Annotated in this window: 15 protein-coding genes and 1 tRNA gene; 12 read left to right on the top strand and 4 right to left on the bottom strand. The window is 47.3% G+C overall.

Annotated elements, in window-relative coordinates; genetic code table 11:
- Positions 1-106: 106 nt before the first annotated feature.
- The 3 genes from LAY41_RS31280 to LAY41_RS31270 all read left to right on the top strand — a co-directional run bounded on the left by LAY41_RS31280 (position 107) and on the right by LAY41_RS31270 (position 2678).
- Positions 107-304, top strand: a complete 198-nt coding sequence (locus tag LAY41_RS31280; RefSeq protein WP_249106499.1) for a hypothetical protein — start codon at positions 107-109, stop codon at positions 302-304.
- Positions 301-1482 (top strand): helicase HerA domain-containing protein, encoded by a 1182-nt coding sequence (locus tag LAY41_RS31275; protein ID WP_249106497.1) that lies wholly within the window; start codon positions 301-303, stop codon positions 1480-1482. Before LAY41_RS31280 ends, LAY41_RS31275 begins: the two co-directional genes overlap by 4 nt.
- A gap of 122 nt (positions 1483-1604) precedes the next feature.
- A complete protein-coding gene (locus tag LAY41_RS31270) occupies positions 1605-2678 on the top strand; it encodes a tyrosine-type recombinase/integrase (RefSeq protein WP_249106494.1) in 1074 nt (357 codons plus the stop codon).
- A 138-nt stretch (positions 2679-2816) separates the two neighbouring features.
- On the opposite strand, the gene LAY41_RS31265 is transcribed toward LAY41_RS31270, so the two are convergent.
- The 3 genes from LAY41_RS31265 to LAY41_RS31255 all read right to left on the bottom strand — a co-directional run bounded on the left by LAY41_RS31265 (position 2817) and on the right by LAY41_RS31255 (position 4536).
- Positions 2817-2888, bottom strand: a tRNA-Lys gene (locus LAY41_RS31265).
- Positions 2889-2946: 58 nt separating this feature from the next.
- Entirely contained in the window at positions 2947-3792 is an 846-nt protein-coding gene (locus LAY41_RS31260; protein WP_249106493.1) for an alpha/beta fold hydrolase, read from the bottom strand.
- Positions 3793-3807: 15 nt separating this feature from the next.
- A complete protein-coding gene (locus LAY41_RS31255) occupies positions 3808-4536 on the bottom strand; it encodes a lysophospholipid acyltransferase family protein (protein ID WP_249106489.1) in 729 nt (242 codons plus the stop codon).
- 279 nt (positions 4537-4815) lie between these two features.
- Between LAY41_RS31255 and metG the strand changes: the two genes are divergently transcribed.
- From metG to LAY41_RS31235, 4 genes are all read left to right on the top strand, one after another.
- Entirely contained in the window at positions 4816-6426 is a 1611-nt protein-coding gene (gene metG / locus LAY41_RS31250; protein ID WP_249106487.1) for a methionine--tRNA ligase, read from the top strand.
- 84 nt (positions 6427-6510) lie between these two features.
- Entirely contained in the window at positions 6511-7119 is a 609-nt protein-coding gene (locus LAY41_RS31245) for a LabA-like NYN domain-containing protein (RefSeq protein ID WP_249106486.1), read from the top strand.
- A gap of 124 nt (positions 7120-7243) precedes the next feature.
- The gene (lptC, locus tag LAY41_RS31240; RefSeq protein WP_249106485.1) at positions 7244-8368 is read left to right on the top strand and encodes an LPS export ABC transporter periplasmic protein LptC; all 1125 of its coding nucleotides are present in this window, start codon (positions 7244-7246) and stop codon (positions 8366-8368) included.
- 203 nt (positions 8369-8571) lie between these two features.
- On the top strand, positions 8572-9885 hold the full coding sequence (locus LAY41_RS31235; RefSeq protein ID WP_249106484.1) for an ATP-dependent DNA ligase: 1314 nt from the start codon (positions 8572-8574) through the stop codon (positions 9883-9885).
- 221 nt (positions 9886-10106) lie between these two features.
- On the opposite strand, the gene LAY41_RS31230 is transcribed toward LAY41_RS31235, so the two are convergent.
- The gene (locus LAY41_RS31230; RefSeq protein ID WP_249106483.1) at positions 10107-11444 is read right to left on the bottom strand and encodes a D-alanyl-D-alanine carboxypeptidase; all 1338 of its coding nucleotides are present in this window, start codon (positions 11442-11444) and stop codon (positions 10107-10109) included.
- A gap of 399 nt (positions 11445-11843) precedes the next feature.
- On the opposite strand from LAY41_RS31230, the gene plsX reads away from it, so the two are divergent.
- The 5 genes from plsX to LAY41_RS31205 all read left to right on the top strand — a co-directional run.
- Positions 11844-12878, top strand: coding sequence for a phosphate acyltransferase PlsX (gene plsX / locus LAY41_RS31225; RefSeq protein ID WP_249106481.1), 1035 nt, complete (start codon positions 11844-11846; stop codon positions 12876-12878).
- The gene (locus LAY41_RS31220) at positions 12878-13879 is read left to right on the top strand and encodes a beta-ketoacyl-ACP synthase 3 (RefSeq protein ID WP_249106479.1); all 1002 of its coding nucleotides are present in this window, start codon (positions 12878-12880) and stop codon (positions 13877-13879) included. Before plsX ends, LAY41_RS31220 begins: the two co-directional genes overlap by 1 nt.
- A gap of 50 nt (positions 13880-13929) precedes the next feature.
- Complete coding sequence (locus tag LAY41_RS31215) at positions 13930-14484, top strand: Uma2 family endonuclease (protein WP_249106477.1); 555 nt, start codon at positions 13930-13932, stop codon at positions 14482-14484.
- Between the two features lie 101 nt (positions 14485-14585).
- The gene (locus LAY41_RS31210) at positions 14586-15140 is read left to right on the top strand and encodes a Uma2 family endonuclease (RefSeq protein ID WP_249106475.1); all 555 of its coding nucleotides are present in this window, start codon (positions 14586-14588) and stop codon (positions 15138-15140) included.
- Between the two features lie 101 nt (positions 15141-15241).
- Positions 15242-15648 (top strand): Uma2 family endonuclease (locus LAY41_RS31205; RefSeq protein WP_249106466.1); only part of this gene is annotated, 407 nt, incomplete at its 3' end.

Raw genomic sequence — 15648 nt, 5'->3', positions numbered from 1 at the left:
ATTTTTGGGAAATTTCTAGCCGGATTTTCAGGCACCTCAATTGTTGAAAACGTCGCTAGCCTCGGTGATTCAGACGCTCTCTATTACTTAGAAGGGGAAATTGTCGATGAGATATAAGCATTCCTACTGGGTACTTTTCCGGGATTCCGGTCAGCTGGGTGCAAAGCCAGAAGAAAACGAAACCCAAATTGACAGTAACCACCCTCTCAAAAAACACGAACTAGAAGCTTTGTTAGTTGAGCAGCTGTGCGCCAACAACATCCGTGTTGAATGGCTGGAGGTGTTGAAGGTAACGGAATTATGACCCAGAAAAAACTCAAACACGCTTTAGGATTGCGCTATTCAGGTGCAGTAGGTAAGCTGGCTGAGGGCATTGCCAAAGATATGCACTCAGCCCTGGATGCTGAAGTAATTCGCCAACTAGCAGGTATGGCAGAGAAGGATGCTGCTATCTCTGCCACTGGTGCAAGATTGGGTGATTGTTTGCGCCGGTGGCGTTGGCTTTCGGAAATCGCCGGGACTTTCTTTCTGTTCAATACTGCGATCGCAGTGGGAGCCTCAATCTCCCCTGGGATGCCAGCAAAAGGGAGGATTCTACTTTGCGTGGATGCGCTGGGCAGCGCATTACTCTGCAAGTTCACTTTCAAAAGTAGCAGAGAGAAGAAGGCGATCGCCTCGGTCTTGGCTCGGATGGAAGCAGCCGAATGTGGAATGCAGCTAAGTCGGATCGCCAAGGCTCCAGTGTTACTTCAACCAGTTCAACCAGCGCTGCCACCCTCAAATTTCTCAGAGCCATCGCCATCGGCAACGGTGAAAAACTTTGACACCTCCGAGGTGATCGAAGAAAGCACCGGCATTGGACTTTTAGGAAATTCTGGCAGCGGGAAAACGTGCCTTGCGAAACTCTTAGCGAGTGAGATGGGGGGACAGATTTTAGTACTAGACCCGCACGACGATCCAGAAAATACCAACTGGTCGGGGTTGCACGTGATTCGCGATTATCCAGTGATAGCAGAGCAGTTAGAACTGCTGCTAGGACTCCTAGATAACAGAGATAAAACTGCACTTTGTATTATTGCTGACGAGTGGCCCGGTGTTCGGGCGTGGTGTAAACAGCAGGGGACTGATGTAGCCGATCGCTTTCTACTGCGGTACGGATCGGAAGCCAGAAAGTTCAACAAGCTGCCCATCTTCTGTTCTCAGAGCGGGAATGTTAAGGCCCTGGGGTTAGAGGGAATGGGTGATTTCCTGGAGAATTTCAGTTTGATTCGATTGCACCGAGTCGCCGAGAAGCACGCCCGAAATTTAAGCGATCGGTCTGTTTTTGCCTGGTGCAATCAAGTAGCTTATCCCTGCTTGGTTGGCGATGAGCCTCATGTTCACCCAACTCACGGGCATCACGAGCGATTTTATAAAGGAGCGCCGCCGAGGGGCTTGAAGCCGCTGCGATCGTCACAATTAACAATACCTTTAGCAAAGTAAGAAAGCGAGAACCTTAATGACTGATATCAGAGTCAAGTTAGTGCCTTTTGATGGAACCAATGTTAGATATGTAGGCCAATTGAACGATGAAGAACAGCACGACCAAAAACCCTAAAGGAAGCGTGACAGTTGAAGCTCACCGAGGGATGTTACGGTTGCGTTTGCCCCGGCATTTATACGGCGGAGAACAAAAGCGTCTTTACCTTGGACTCCCTGACACTGCCATCAACAGAGAAGCCGCTTCGGTTAAAGCCAGGATTATAGAAGCAGACATTGCATTTGACAAATTCGATATTAGCCTCCAGCGTTACCGATCGCCAGTCGCAGCCGTCAACACCGCTCCTCTGCTGGGGAAATTATGGGAGCAATATGAAATTCACAAGTCTCGCACCCTAGCCGCAAGCACAATGGACAGGGAGTTTAAGCGAGTAGCCCGACATATCGCTAAGCTTCCTAGTCAACGACTAAAAGACGCCCGATTAATCAGGAAGTATTTAATCGAAAATTTATCAGCGGCATCTGCTAAAAGAATCTTGATGTACTTGTCGGCCTGTTGTGAATGGGCTGTTCAAGAAGAACTGATGACCGCCAACCCATTTGAAGGAATGCCACGGGTTAAGGGCGGCAAAAAAACCGCCAGCATAAACCCATTTACGAAAGTAGAGCGCGACCAAATTATTACGGCATTCGAGGCAGACAGGTATTATGCTCACTACGCGCCCTTCGTAAAATTTCTCTTTTTAACTGGTGCCCGGACAAGCGAGGCGATCGGTCTCCAATGGAAGCACATTTCCCCCGACCTCAGCGTTATCACTTTTTCGGAGGCACTAGTTGACAAGAAACGGAAGGGGACAAAAACGGGTAAAATTCGCAGATTCCCGATAAACGGCAAACTGAAATCTTTGTTAATGGAATGCCTGCCAGCCAACCCAATGCCGGAAAACTTGGTTTTTGAATCCCCTACCGGCATAGCGATCGACGGCCATAATTTTCTTAACAAAGCTTGGAAAACAATTTTGGGTAGTTTGCCGATCGCCTACCGGAAACAGTACAATACCCGGCACACCTTCATTACTTTGTGTTTAGAGGCGAATATTCCTGTTACCCAAGTGGCTGAGTGGGTTGGGAACAGTTCGCAGGTTATCTGGCAGTCCTATGCGGGACTCGTTAAAGTGTGTGATGTGCCAGATTTATAATCTGCACCTCAATTGCACCTCAATTGCACCTCAATTGCACCTCAATGCACCTCAAAACCAAAACCTACGATCGGGCAGCGCCCCAAACCAAAATCCCTGAAATCCAGTTATTATAAGGATTCCAGGGATTTATTTTGATGGGCGACCGGGGGCTCGAACCCCGAACCACCAGATTAAGAGTCTGCTGCTCTACCATTGAGCTAGTCGCCCGTCGAATTGCTATCTTAGCAAATTTAATTGTATTTGTGTAGCGATCGCATAAAATTTTTCACACCAATGAACTGACAGGCTGATGTTTTGGCAATGAGAAAGTCCCGAAACCCTTGTCCCGACTAGGTAAAAACTTGCAATCCTTCATAATTTGGTAGAGGTTGACATCTTTCTCTAGAAGGCAGGCGTGACCGCTTTCCGGTAGCACCACCGTTTGAGCGTTAGGTAGGCTGTTTGCTAGGCGTTCGGCTTCAGTCACAGACGGCAGGAGACGATCGGAAGCACCAGCAACAATCAGCACGGGTTGGGTGATGCGATTTAACTCGATATCCTCAACGTTAAACTCTCTGAGCAAAGACAGTCGCCAAACAGCGGTTTTCTGGGGTACCATCTGCACAGCTTCCATCAGGGCTTGGCGATCGCTTGGTGCAATCCGTCCCAAAGCCGCCAAAACCGGCAAACCCACCATCGAGCCGAACTGATAAAAGTACTCTGGCACAATTTGAGTCAGCGGGATGCCAAAATACATCCAAGGACGACGACTGATGGAAGAAGCCGGATTGACTAAAATCAGCCGCTCAAAAAGTTTAGTAGCTCGCAGCGCCACTTCGATCGCCAAACAACCACCAAACGACTCGCCGCACAAATAAACCGATCGCTTGGGGTCTTGCTTTATTTCTGCTTCTATCAGCCCTACAACCTTGTCCGTCAGAACATCCCAGCTAGTCAGATCGTCGGCTGGTATCGCCAAACAGCGGATATCAAACCCTGCTTCTAAACCAGCAGTTTGCGATCGCAATAGCTTACCCGTACCATCCATTCCAGGCAGAAACACAAACAGCGGACACTCTGGCTTAATTTGTTTCGGAGTCAAGAAACAAGGATGACTTTTTATCTGTGGCATCGTTAAACAACTAATTCAACCTGAATAACATCCCTGACGGAGCAGTTCGGCAATTTCAGTCTGACAGTACTGCGTGATTTCAGCAACGACTGCTTTTGCCTGTTTCCCATGATAGTATTCCCGCTGGGAGGCACTTATCCAACAAGGACGACCGATCGAAACATTCACCCGGCGATATACTACCAGCGGATGCCAGCCCGATCGATCGAACAACGGCTCTGATGGGTCAAATAAGCTCAGCAGCTTCAGCGGGACTGCTGAGTTGACGCTCTCCTCAACAGAAGCGATCGCCACCGGCAAAACCACCAAATCCGGCACCGTCGCCCGCAACGCCAGATGAGCAAATCCCCTTTGAAACTTCCCCATTTTCTCAGGCTCGCTAAATTCCACCATCGGTTGCGCTCCTTCTGGAAACACCCCCACCACCTGCTGCGCCTGCAATAGCCGTATCGCCTGATGGAAAAAATGCTGTTGCCGATGTTCTGGTTCCTCCAACGGGAAGCACCCTAACCTTGTCACAATCTCCCGCATCACCGGCACTTGGCCCATGTAATGATGGCAAGCAAAACGAATTGTACGTCCTACAGACGCCATCAGCAGCGGTGCATCCATAAAGCTGCGATGATTGCTCACCAATAGCACCGGCCCACATTGAGGGATGCGATCCTCATGATGCAGAAACAGCCGCGTGCCGGTGGCAGCCAGAAACGAGTGAGAAATCAGCCGTGGACTATCAGAATACATGGGTTAGTGACATTAATGGCAATAGGGAACACATTCCTCTTAAATAATTGTTAACTTTATTGTAGTAGCTGCGACAAATATCCCAGGGTAGAGACACCTCAACCTTGGATTTTAGAAATAGTTTTTATGTTCGATTAGGGCTAGAAGGTGAATCTTAACCCTATTATTACAGCAGTAAGTTTTTTTTATAGGGCTTATAAAAAAAACAAATTAAATGAGTTATTGAAGTCTCTCATGTATGATTAGAAACAGTTTTAGAATATTACTTTGCTTCTTCCCATGAATTCTATCGATAAAAATAAAAACACTTTTGCTCTTACAACACCGCTGTACTACGTAAACGACTTACCTCATATTGGTAGCGCTTATACAACGATCGCAGCGGATGTAATAGCCCGATTTGAAAGAATGCGCGGCAAATCCGTCCTCTTAATCACCGGAACTGACGAACACGGGCAGAAAATTGAGCGCACCGCAGAAGCTCGCGGGCTAGAGCCTCAAGCACACTGCGACGAAATTGCCGCCGGATTTCAGGCACTTTGGCAACAACTCGACATCCAGTACGACAGGTTTATCCGCACCACCGCTAAAAACCACGAAGCTATTGTCAAAGAATTTTTCCAGCGCGTGTGGGAATCTGGCGACATCTACCTAAGCCAGCAAAAAGGCTGGTACTGCGTCTCCTGCGAAGAATTTAAAGAAGAACGCGAACTTCTAGAAAAACGCCGCTGCTCCTTGCACCCAAACAAAGAAGTAGAGTGGAGAGACGAGCAAAACTACTTCTTTCGTCTCTCCAAATACCAAAGCCAGCTAGAAGAACTTTATCAAACAAGACCCGATTTTATTGGGCCCTCAAGCCGCCGCAACGAAGTACTTAGTTTCGTCAGTCAAGGACTCCAGGACTTCTCCATTTCGCGGGTAAACGTGGACTGGGGCTTCCCGATGCCAATTGACCCCAGTCATACCATCTACGTATGGTTTGACGCCCTACTAGGCTACGTTACAGCCCTGCTCGATCCGGATACCGAACCAACCTTGGAGAATGCTTTATCCAAATGGTGGCCGATTAACTTGCACCTAATTGGCAAAGATATCTTACGCTTTCATGCCGTTTACTGGCCTGCTATGCTGATGTCCGCTGGTGTGCCAATACCAGACAGGGTGTTTGGACATGGCTTCTTAACCATGAACGGACAGAAAATGAGCAAAAGTCTTGGCAACATCATCGATCCCGTGGCGTTAGTCAACCGCTACGGCGCAGATGCAGTTCGCTACTACTTCATGAAAGAAATTGAATTTGGCCGAGATGGGGATTTTAACGAAAAAGAGCGGTTTATTCCCATACTCAATGCTGACCTGGCCAACGATTTGGGCAACTTGCTCAATCGAACGCTGAGTATGGCGCGTAGGTACTGCGGCGACAAAGTGCCTCCTATCAGTGGCAAAGACATTCCCCCAGATAATCCCCTGAAAGCCATTGGCAGCGACTTGGGATCGCGAGTCGCTCAAGCTTACGAAAACCTCGCTTTTAGCAACGCCACGGAAGCCGTTCTCACCTTGATTCGCAGCGGCAACAAATACATTGACGAGCAAGCGCCTTGGAAGTTGTACAAGCAGGGAAACCAGCAGGCAGTCGAGCAAGTGCTTTACGCTGTTTTAGAATCGGTGCGTCTGGCCGCCTATCTCCTCTCGCCCATTATCCCTAATATCAGCAATGACATTTACCAGCAATTAGGTTTTGATACGAACTTTAATGACAAAACACAAACTAATGTTTCAGCAGCTTTCATTATCCATGCTAATTGGGGAATTCTACCTAATAGCCAGACTTTAGGCGAACCCCGCCCGGTGTTTGGGCGACTAGAACTGCCGGAAACGGGTTCGGCTTAGAAAAGATCGAGCTATTGGAGATGCTATAAATCTGAAAAGATAGCATCAATTGATTGATTAAATAAAAAAAGAGGCATAACAATCATGTTCAATAATTTGGAAAGAGATTCAGTATTCACGCCAGAGCAAGTTCTAGAAAATCGCGGTCGCGTAGCGATTTTTATTGATGGCTCGAATTTGTTTTATGCTGCATTGCAACTGGGAATGGAAATAGACTACACCAAGTTGCTGTGCCGATTAACGGCTGGCTCTCGACTGCTGCGTTCTTTCTTCTATACTGGGGTCGATCGAACCAACGAAAAGCAGCAGGGTTTTCTCTTGTGGATGCGCCGCAACGGTTACCGAGTGATTGCCAAAGACCTCGTACAACTGCCGGATGGTTCCAAAAAGGCTAACCTAGACGTGGAAATAGCCGTAGACATGATGGCTTTGGTAGGCTCTTACGACACCGCTGTTTTGGTCAGCGGCGATGGGGATCTTGCTTACGCAGTGGATTCAGTCAGTTATCGCGGCGTTCGCGTGGAAGTAGTGAGTCTGCGCTCCATGACGAGCGATAGTTTGATCAATGTAGCAGACCGTTACATTGACTTGGAAAATATTAAGGAAGATATCCAAAAAACTCCTCGTCAGGGTTATACCTATCGTCCGTTTTCTGCCATTGGTTTGATGGAAGATCACAAGGATAACGACTAAAAATTGCTTCTAGGTGTAGGGGCAATTCATAAATTGCCCCTACATCTAGGGTAAAAATATCGGAAAAAGAGGGGCAGCTTTGAGGATAATTCATCTGGGCAAAATAGTCCCGCTAAACCTGGTTTTGTTACTGCTACTGTTGGGCGTAGAAGCTTGCCGTGGCGATGGCCGCACAGCGAAAAAACTGGCTCAAGATAGTCAATTGGCTCAAGATAGTGCGACGGGAAAAAGCCTTGCTGGCGGTTTTAGCTTCAATGCTGTTAGTCTGGATCAAACTGATGAGCAAGGAAATCCTATATGGAAAATTAAGGCGAAGCAAGCTGTATATAGCAATAACAATAAGATTGCAGAAATCGAAACTCCGATTGGTGACTTGTTCCAAGATGGAAAGTTGCTTTATCACATTACCGGACAGCAGGGAGAGGTGCATGAGGATGGCCAGAAAGTTTTTCTCAAAGGCAACATTGTCGCCACCGATATTCAGAATGGAGTGGTGTTGCGCGGTAATGAATTGGAATGGCGTCCCCAAGAAGATATTTTGATTGTCCGCAATCAATTGACTGGCACCCACAAACAAGTCGATGTAACAGCACAAGAAGCGCGAGCATTTAGTCGGGCAAAGCGAATAGAATTAATCGGTAAAGTGGTGGCTATTTCCAAACAACCAATCTTGCAAATGAGGACGGAGCATTTGATTTGGGAGATGGAAAAGGAAAAAATGTTTAGCGATCGGCCCGTCCAAATTGACCGATACGTTGGTACTGCGATCGCAGATCGTGGCGTAGGCGATACAGGAGAAGTTGACCTCAAAACTAAAATAGCGACACTGAGAAAAAATGGTCAATTGAATGTGTTAGATCCACCCCTCCAGATTTCTAGCGATTTAGTAGTTTGGAATGTTGAAGCCAAAACAGTAGTTTCGGATAACCCTGTGCGAATTTTTCATCGCGTACAGCAAGTAACCATGACTGCTAATAAAGGTCGAGTCGATTTGGAACCTAAAATCGCTTATTTGAACGGCAATGTTTACGGTGTGGGAAAGCGCCCGCCATCTCAAATGCGGACCGATCGAATGACGTGGTTTCTTCCTACCGAGTCATTTGAGGCTGTAGGCAATGTGTTCTACAAACAGGTTGACCCGCCCTTGACTTTAACCGGCCCCAAAGCCGTTGGGCAACTAAAAGATCAAACAATTGTGATTAGCGGTGGTAGTGACGGCGGTAGAGTCTACACAGAAATAATTCCGTGAAGGATTGTGGGAAACTAAGGAATGTTTGAGAAGTATCAGACGATCCCCCCTAGCCCCCCTTAAAAAGGGTGGGACAAGAGAGCTTCTAAAGTCCCCTTTTTAAAGGGGGATTTAGGGGAATCTCCAAAGGGGTGGTGTATCGCAAGCAACTTTTAAAACATCCTATAAGGAATGTTTAAAATTAGCATAACTTTTGATGCAAAATGAACATCACCGAGTACATCGAATCTAAACGAAATGCCAAAAAGAAAATCCCCTCGGAGATTCGGGAACGATGGAACAATCGCATCCTAAAGAGGGAATTGCAGGCGATGGGCGAGGCTGGAGCAATTCAATATCTTGCAGATTATGGCAGGGGTATTGCTGTGCCGAAAATAGTGAATTTGGCACTATGTGCTGAATCAGAAGGTTATCCTCTCATGGCACAGGGTTTTTGGAAGAAAGCGTTTGAGATGGAAACAGGAAATCAGGCCCCCCTAGCCCCCCAAATATGGGGGGAACAGGAAGCTCAACACCCCCCAGATTCGGGGGCTTTAAAGGCAATTCCTGACCCTACAAGCAGCAGAAGTAAGACAGTCGTTAATACACTTGTTGTCGCAGAATTACCCCCTCATTTGCAACCGGGGCGCATTGTTACTATGCAACCAGTAGATGCACCGTTCGATCGCACCTACTACATTAACGATCCGCGCTACTGGGGTCAGCCCAAAAGGGATGGGAATAGAGTAGTCTTAGTTGCTACATCCGATCGCATTTACTATCAGTCGCGCTCCACAAATATGAGGGAACAGCCCTCAATTGAGATTAATCAAACATTACTTGATGTTGCTAACAAAAAAGGAACGTTTATTTTAGATGGGGAACTGTACTATCGATCGGTAACTGGAAGCGAACACCGCACTGGCGCTCAAGCTGCTACTGTTAACATCAATCAGGGAGCAGCAACTACTCAACCAACGCCAGTGTACGCCATTTTCAAAGCTTTGCTATTTGAGGGACGGGATCTGACTGTGATGAGTGAAGCAGAACGGATTGAAGCAGCAGAACGACTAAGGGAGTACTTACCAGCGATTGAAGCATTTGAAATCGTCCCTACTGCGCGTACTTTTGAAGAGAAAACATTGCTAGCTCAAACGCAGGAGTCTTTGGAACGAGAAGGAGAAGTTTGGATACAACATGATTGTACTTATGTTGGTGGCAAAGATACCCGCACATTTCCAATGGTACGGACAAAGTATTGCTTGGAATTAGACTTGGCGATCACTGAATTAACTCTCACAAAAGTTGTCGGACGACCTTTCAGCGCCATAATGGTAGCTCAAGATATTGAAGGTAAATTAGTAACGATGGGGTCGGTAGGAACGGGATTTTCTCAAGAAGATATGCAAGAAATCGCCCGTCGTCATGCCGCCAATCCGGGAAAAGTGAAGATTGTAGTGCGATCGCAAGGATTAACCGAAAACGGAAAATTGTGGCATGGGCGATTTGTGGGATTCTGTGAGGAGAGCGGACGCTAATTGAAAAGAGTTTCTCAACTCAAAAATCATACTAATAATATCGGTTCCTTACGCATCGGTTGCCTAACAATTCGCATTTTCATATCTGCGTTCATCTGCGTTCATCCCTCTTCATCTGCGGTTAAAATTTAACCAACGATAGCAACAGACAATTTCTGGATATCGCTCATATACTACAGAGGCAACCGTGACTTTTGACTTTTGACTTCCGCGTAGCGGGACTAGCCTCCAAAAAGGATTTGATTGCGAACAGTAGCTCCCAAACGACTAGCATCGCCATAGCTAGCGGGACTGGGGAGAACGACTGTTGGTGGAATTGATGCTGCGCCCCACTGCTGCAACAAAATTTGCAGAAATCGATCTTGTCCGACGCGAAGACTTGGGACATCGTTGCCTCGGTTGATGATAGCAAACCAAACCAGACCGCGATCGCGCGTGGGAATCACTCCCGCCAGCGCACTCACATCGCGTAGGGTACCCGTTTTTACAACCGCAGCAGATGGAATGTGCCGGTGTACCAACGTACCAAGACGATCGCGACCGGAAACTGGAAATAAGTCGCCAATAGTTAATCCTAGAGGTTGCAACTTGTGTTGAATCGCCTGTAACATAGCGCAGACAGCTCTTGGGGAAATGCGATTGTCCACTCCCAACCCAGACCCATTCACCAGATGAATTTCCGACTGAGGAACCTCAGCTGCCTCAGCAGCAAGCGATCGCACAACTTGAGATCCTCCCACAGAAGTAGCCAACATCTCAGCCATTTCATTGTTGCTGTAAATGTTCATGTACTTTAAGATTTGAGCCAAAGTGAGAGAGCGGTGACGCAATAATAAGATTTGTTGAGAACTGTCACGTTGCCCTGGGGAAGTTTTGCCAGAAAGCAATTTCACACCACCTGCGATCGCTATTTGGGGTTTTGGCGTACCCTTGGGCATCGACAAATAATATCGGAAGCTAGTATCCTTCGACCAAGTGGGGGCGTTCAATGTTTGTTTGAGCATCTGACCCGCCAGAGCTGGATTAGAGTTGTAATTCATATAAAAATTGCCCTTAATCACCAAATTGCCAGTAACGCGCTTGATACCCAGACGGCCCAGCGCGTTGCCCACTGCGATCGCCTCCTCCCAAACGAATAACGGATCGCCACTGGCGGTGACCACCAAATCACCCTGCAACACACCATTTTTTATCGGCCCTGTGGTGCTAAAAAGCGTCTCAAACTGGTGTGAAGGAGTCCAGGTAGAAAGTGATGCTAAAGATGTAGCAATCTTCGTCAAAGAGGCAGCTGGCAGCGGCACAGTACCCTGGTTACTGGACAGCAGCGCTGGCCCCGACTGAATCCACACCCCCTGAACATTCGTCACCGAACCTTTTTTAGACAGTTCCTTCAGATATTGCTCCAACGTAGTTGCCGTTTCCGGTTCAGGAACAGCTGGCAGCACAAATGCGGACGTACCGGGCGATGTCAGTGCCTCAAAGGCATCCTGCTCGGAGCGGCGCATTCCAGCCATATTCAGCCATACAGACATTAACCCAGTGCTAAATAATTCCAGCATTTTTGTCTCTCATCTACATTCGATCGGGAACTGGGGACTGGGAAATTGGAAATTTTAGATTTTAGATTTCATATTTTATTTAAATTTGCAATTTTCCCAATCACCGATCGCAATCCCAGTGAGTAATAATATCCATTCTTTGCGCCTCAAAACCCGGTTTAGTACATGAATCGCAGTACAAGATACGACTCGCACGACACGGATAGGCACGGATGTACCGATAGAAGAATCTGTGTTTCTCTGCCCGGTTGTCTTTCCCTCTTCCCTCTTTCCTCTTCCCTAGCCCCTAGCCCCTAGCCCCTAGCCCCTCTTCTCTCTGCCCCTCTGCCAATTGTGGAAATACCTAAGTCGCGTTTTTAGAAGGTGGTAGAATTTTTGAGGTTTCTATCACATTGATCAATGGGATCGACTCGCGCACGGATTGCAATTGACGCGATGGGTGGGGATCACGCTCCCGCCGAAATCATCGCTGGGGCACTCAGGGCAAGGGAAGAATTGGGCGTGGAAGTGTTGCTGGTGGGGGATAAGCCTCAAATTGAAGCTATTCTGGGGCAACACACAAATTCTTTTCCTCTAGAAATTGTGCCTGCTGAAGGCACAATTGAAATGCACGAGGAGCCCTTAAGTGGTTTAAAACGTAAGCCCAAAGCTTCTATCAACGTCGCTATGGATTTGGTGAAGCAAAAACGGGCTGATGCAGTGGTTTCAGCCGGACACTCCGGGGCGGCAATGGCAGCTGCGCTGCTGCGCTTGGGGAGACTGCGGGGGATCGATCGCCCAGCAATTGGCGCGGTTTTTCCGACGATGCTCGCTGGCAAGTGGGTGCTGCTGCTGGATGTTGGCGCAAATGTGGACTGCCGTCCCAAGTTTTTGGAGCAGTTTGCCGTCATGGGGGCGATTTACAGCCAGTACGTGCTGGGAGTGCCGGAGCCGAAAGTGGGATTACTCAATATCGGCGAGGAACCTTCCAAAGGTAACGACTTGGCAGTCCGCACTCACCAGATGCTGCAAGATAATGGGAAAATTTCTTTCATCGGCAATGCAGAAGGCCGGGATGTCCTCTCAGGTCGCTATGATGTCATCGTTTGCGATGGCTTTGTGGGCAATGTCTTGTTGAAATTTGCCGAAGCTGTGGGTGAGATAGTGCTGCAAATCCTCAAGGAGGAGTTGCCTCAAGGACTGCAGGGACAGTTGGGCACGGCTTTGCTCAAACCAAACCTGAAGCGGATTAAGCAGCGTATAGACCACGCCGAACACGGAGGGGGTTTGCTTTTGGGCGTTGCCGGAGTCTGCATTATCAGCCACGGCAGTTCTCAAGCTCCTTCGATTTTTAATGCGATTCGCTTGGCTAAAGAAGCGATCGATAACCAGGTACTGGAACGGATTGGGTCCAGTTATCATAAAACCGCTGCACCGGCGGCTGAGGTCGAGTAATGTTGCAAGAATCAGGGTTAGGTATTGCTATTACGGGCAGCGGTGCGGCGACACCGACGCCTTACCTCGATAATCAGGGACTCGCTCAACTGGTGGAAACATCGGATGAGTGGATCGCTACACGAACTGGGATTCGTCAGCGGCATCTGGCGGGGGCATCTGACTCTCTGAGCGGACTTGCTACCGCCGCTGCTAAAGAAGCGATCGCAATGGCTGGCATAGCTGCGGAGGATTTGGATCTGATTATTCTCGCCACTTCCACCGCAGATGACCTTTTTGGCAGCGCCAGTCAAATTGGGGCCCAACTGGGAGCAAGGCAAGCAGTGGCATTTGACCTCACTGCTGCTTGCTCTGGTTTCGTTTTTGGCATGGTGACGGCGGCGCAGTTCATCCGCACTGGCGTCTACCGCAATGTTTTGCTGATCGGTGCCGATATTCTCTCTCGCTGGGTAGATTGGTCCGATCGCCGTACCTGCATACTATTCGGTGATGGCGCTGGGGCTGTGGTTATGCAGGCTTCGGAATGCGATCGCTTTCTGGGATTTGAAATCAGGAGCGATGGCACCCAAAATAACTGCCTCAATTTGAACTATCAGGGTTCGCCCAAAGAACTGATTGACGGAGTTGCGATCGGCCAAGGCGGTTATCAGCCCATCACTATGAACGGCCAAGAAGTCTATCGCTTTGCCGTTAAAAAAGTCCCAGAAGTCATTCAAAAAGCTTTATTTCGGGCAAATATCACCGTTGACCAAGTAGACTGGCTCCTCTTACATCAAGCTAATCAACGCATTCTGGATGCTGTAGCCGATCGCCTGCATATTCCCGCCGAGAAAGTGATTAGCAATCTCGCGAATTATGGCAATACCTCTGCCGCTTCTATTCCCATAGCTCTAGATGAAGCCGTTCGTCAAGGCAAAATTAAACCCGGTGATACGATCGCCGCCGCCGGTTTTGGCGCTGGTTTAACTTGGGGTGCAGCTATCTTCCAGTGGGGTAGCTAAGTTATTCGGGATAGGATAGCCTTATGTTCGGATATCCAAGGAGAATTGCGATGTCTTTAACTGTCCGGGATTTGGAAAAATTCCAAGCGCAACTTTCATCAGAGTATGACGACTATCAAATAGAGTTGCAAGAGGGAAACATTGTTATCATGGGGCCATCAGATATCGTATCTAGTGAGATTGGTATTCGTTTGAGCGCTTTTTTGTTTGCTTGGATTGAACCAAGAAAACTAGGCCGAGTATTTGATTCCAGCGGTGGTTTTATCCTCTCAAATCAAGACTTACGCGCTCCAGATATCTCCTTCGTTTGTGCCGAAAGATTGCGCCAAAGTCCTCGTGCTTTTGGTGAGTTAGTTCCTGACTTGGTTGTAGAGATTAAATCCCGGACAGATAGAGTCAAAAAAATTAGAGAAAAAATTCAAATGTTTCTGGAACTAGGCGCGAGAATAGGAATACTAATTGACCCAGATAAGCTGACAGTAACTCTCTATCGTTCTGGGAGCGAACCAACAGTATTTAATAATGAAGATATCCTCACTATTCCAGAATTATTTCCCGGTTGGGAATTAGCCATTTCTGAATTATGGCCTCCTGTATTTGATTAAATTGGAAAAATAAACAGAATGGGAACTTGTGGAGCAGGTAATTTTCAGAATGATGGTGCTATGGATTATGTCTACGATTCGGATATCCAAGGAGAATTACGATGTCTTTAACTGTCCGGGATTTGGAAAAATTCCAAGCGCAACTTTCACCAGAATATGAAGATTATCAAATAGAGTTGCAAGAGGGAAACATTGTTATCATGGGGCCATCAGATATCGTATCTAGCGAAATTGGGATACGCTTTGGCTGGTTATTGATGAATTGGGTTGTTCCCCATAATCTGGGGCGAGTATTTGATTCCAGCGGTGGTTTTATTCTGTCAAATAAAGACTTACGCGCTCCAGATATCTCCTTCGTTTGTGCTGAAAGATTGCGGCAAAGTCCTCGTGCTTTTGGTGAGCTAGTTCCTGACTTGGTTGTAGAGATTAAATCCCGGACAGATAGAGTCAAAAAAATTAGAGAAAAAATTCAAATGTTTCTGGAACTAGGCGCGAGAATAGGAATACTGATTGACCCAGATAAGCTGACAGTTACTGTCTATCGAGCGAGTGGCGAACCAACAGTATTTAATAATGAAGATATCCTCACTATTCCAGAATTATTTCCCGGTTGGGAATTAGCCATTTCTGAATTATGGCCTCCTGTATTTGATTAAATTGGAAAAATAAACAGAATGGGAACTTGTGGAGCAGGTAATTTTCAGAATGATGGTGCTATGGATTATGTCTACGATTCGGATATCCAAGGAGAATTGCGATGTCTTTAACCATCCAGGATTTGGAAAAATTCCAAGCGCAACTTTCACCAGAATATGAAGACTATCAAATAGAGTTGCAAGAGGGAAACATTGTTATCATGGGGCCATCAGATATCGTATCAAGCGAGATTACCGCTCGGTTGATTTCCTTTTTGTTCGCCTGGATTGAACCAAGAAAATTAGGGAGAGTATTTGATTCCAGCGGTGGTTTTATCCTCTCAAATCAAGACTTACGCGCTCCAGATATCTCCTTCGTTTGTGCTGAAAGATTGCGGCAAAGTCCTCGTGCTTTTGGTGAGCTAGTTCCTGACTTGGTTGTAGAGATTAAATCCCGGACAGATAGAGTCAAAAAAATTAGAGAAAAAATTCAAATGTTTCTGGAACTAGGCGCGAGAATAGGAATACT

The organism is Argonema galeatum A003/A1 (assembly GCF_023333595.1).
Classification (GTDB): Bacteria; Cyanobacteriota; Cyanobacteriia; order Cyanobacteriales; family Aerosakkonemataceae; genus Argonema; species Argonema galeatum.
The sequence above is the reverse complement of the archived record's forward strand: the minus strand, read 5'-3'. Positions and strand labels throughout refer to the sequence as shown.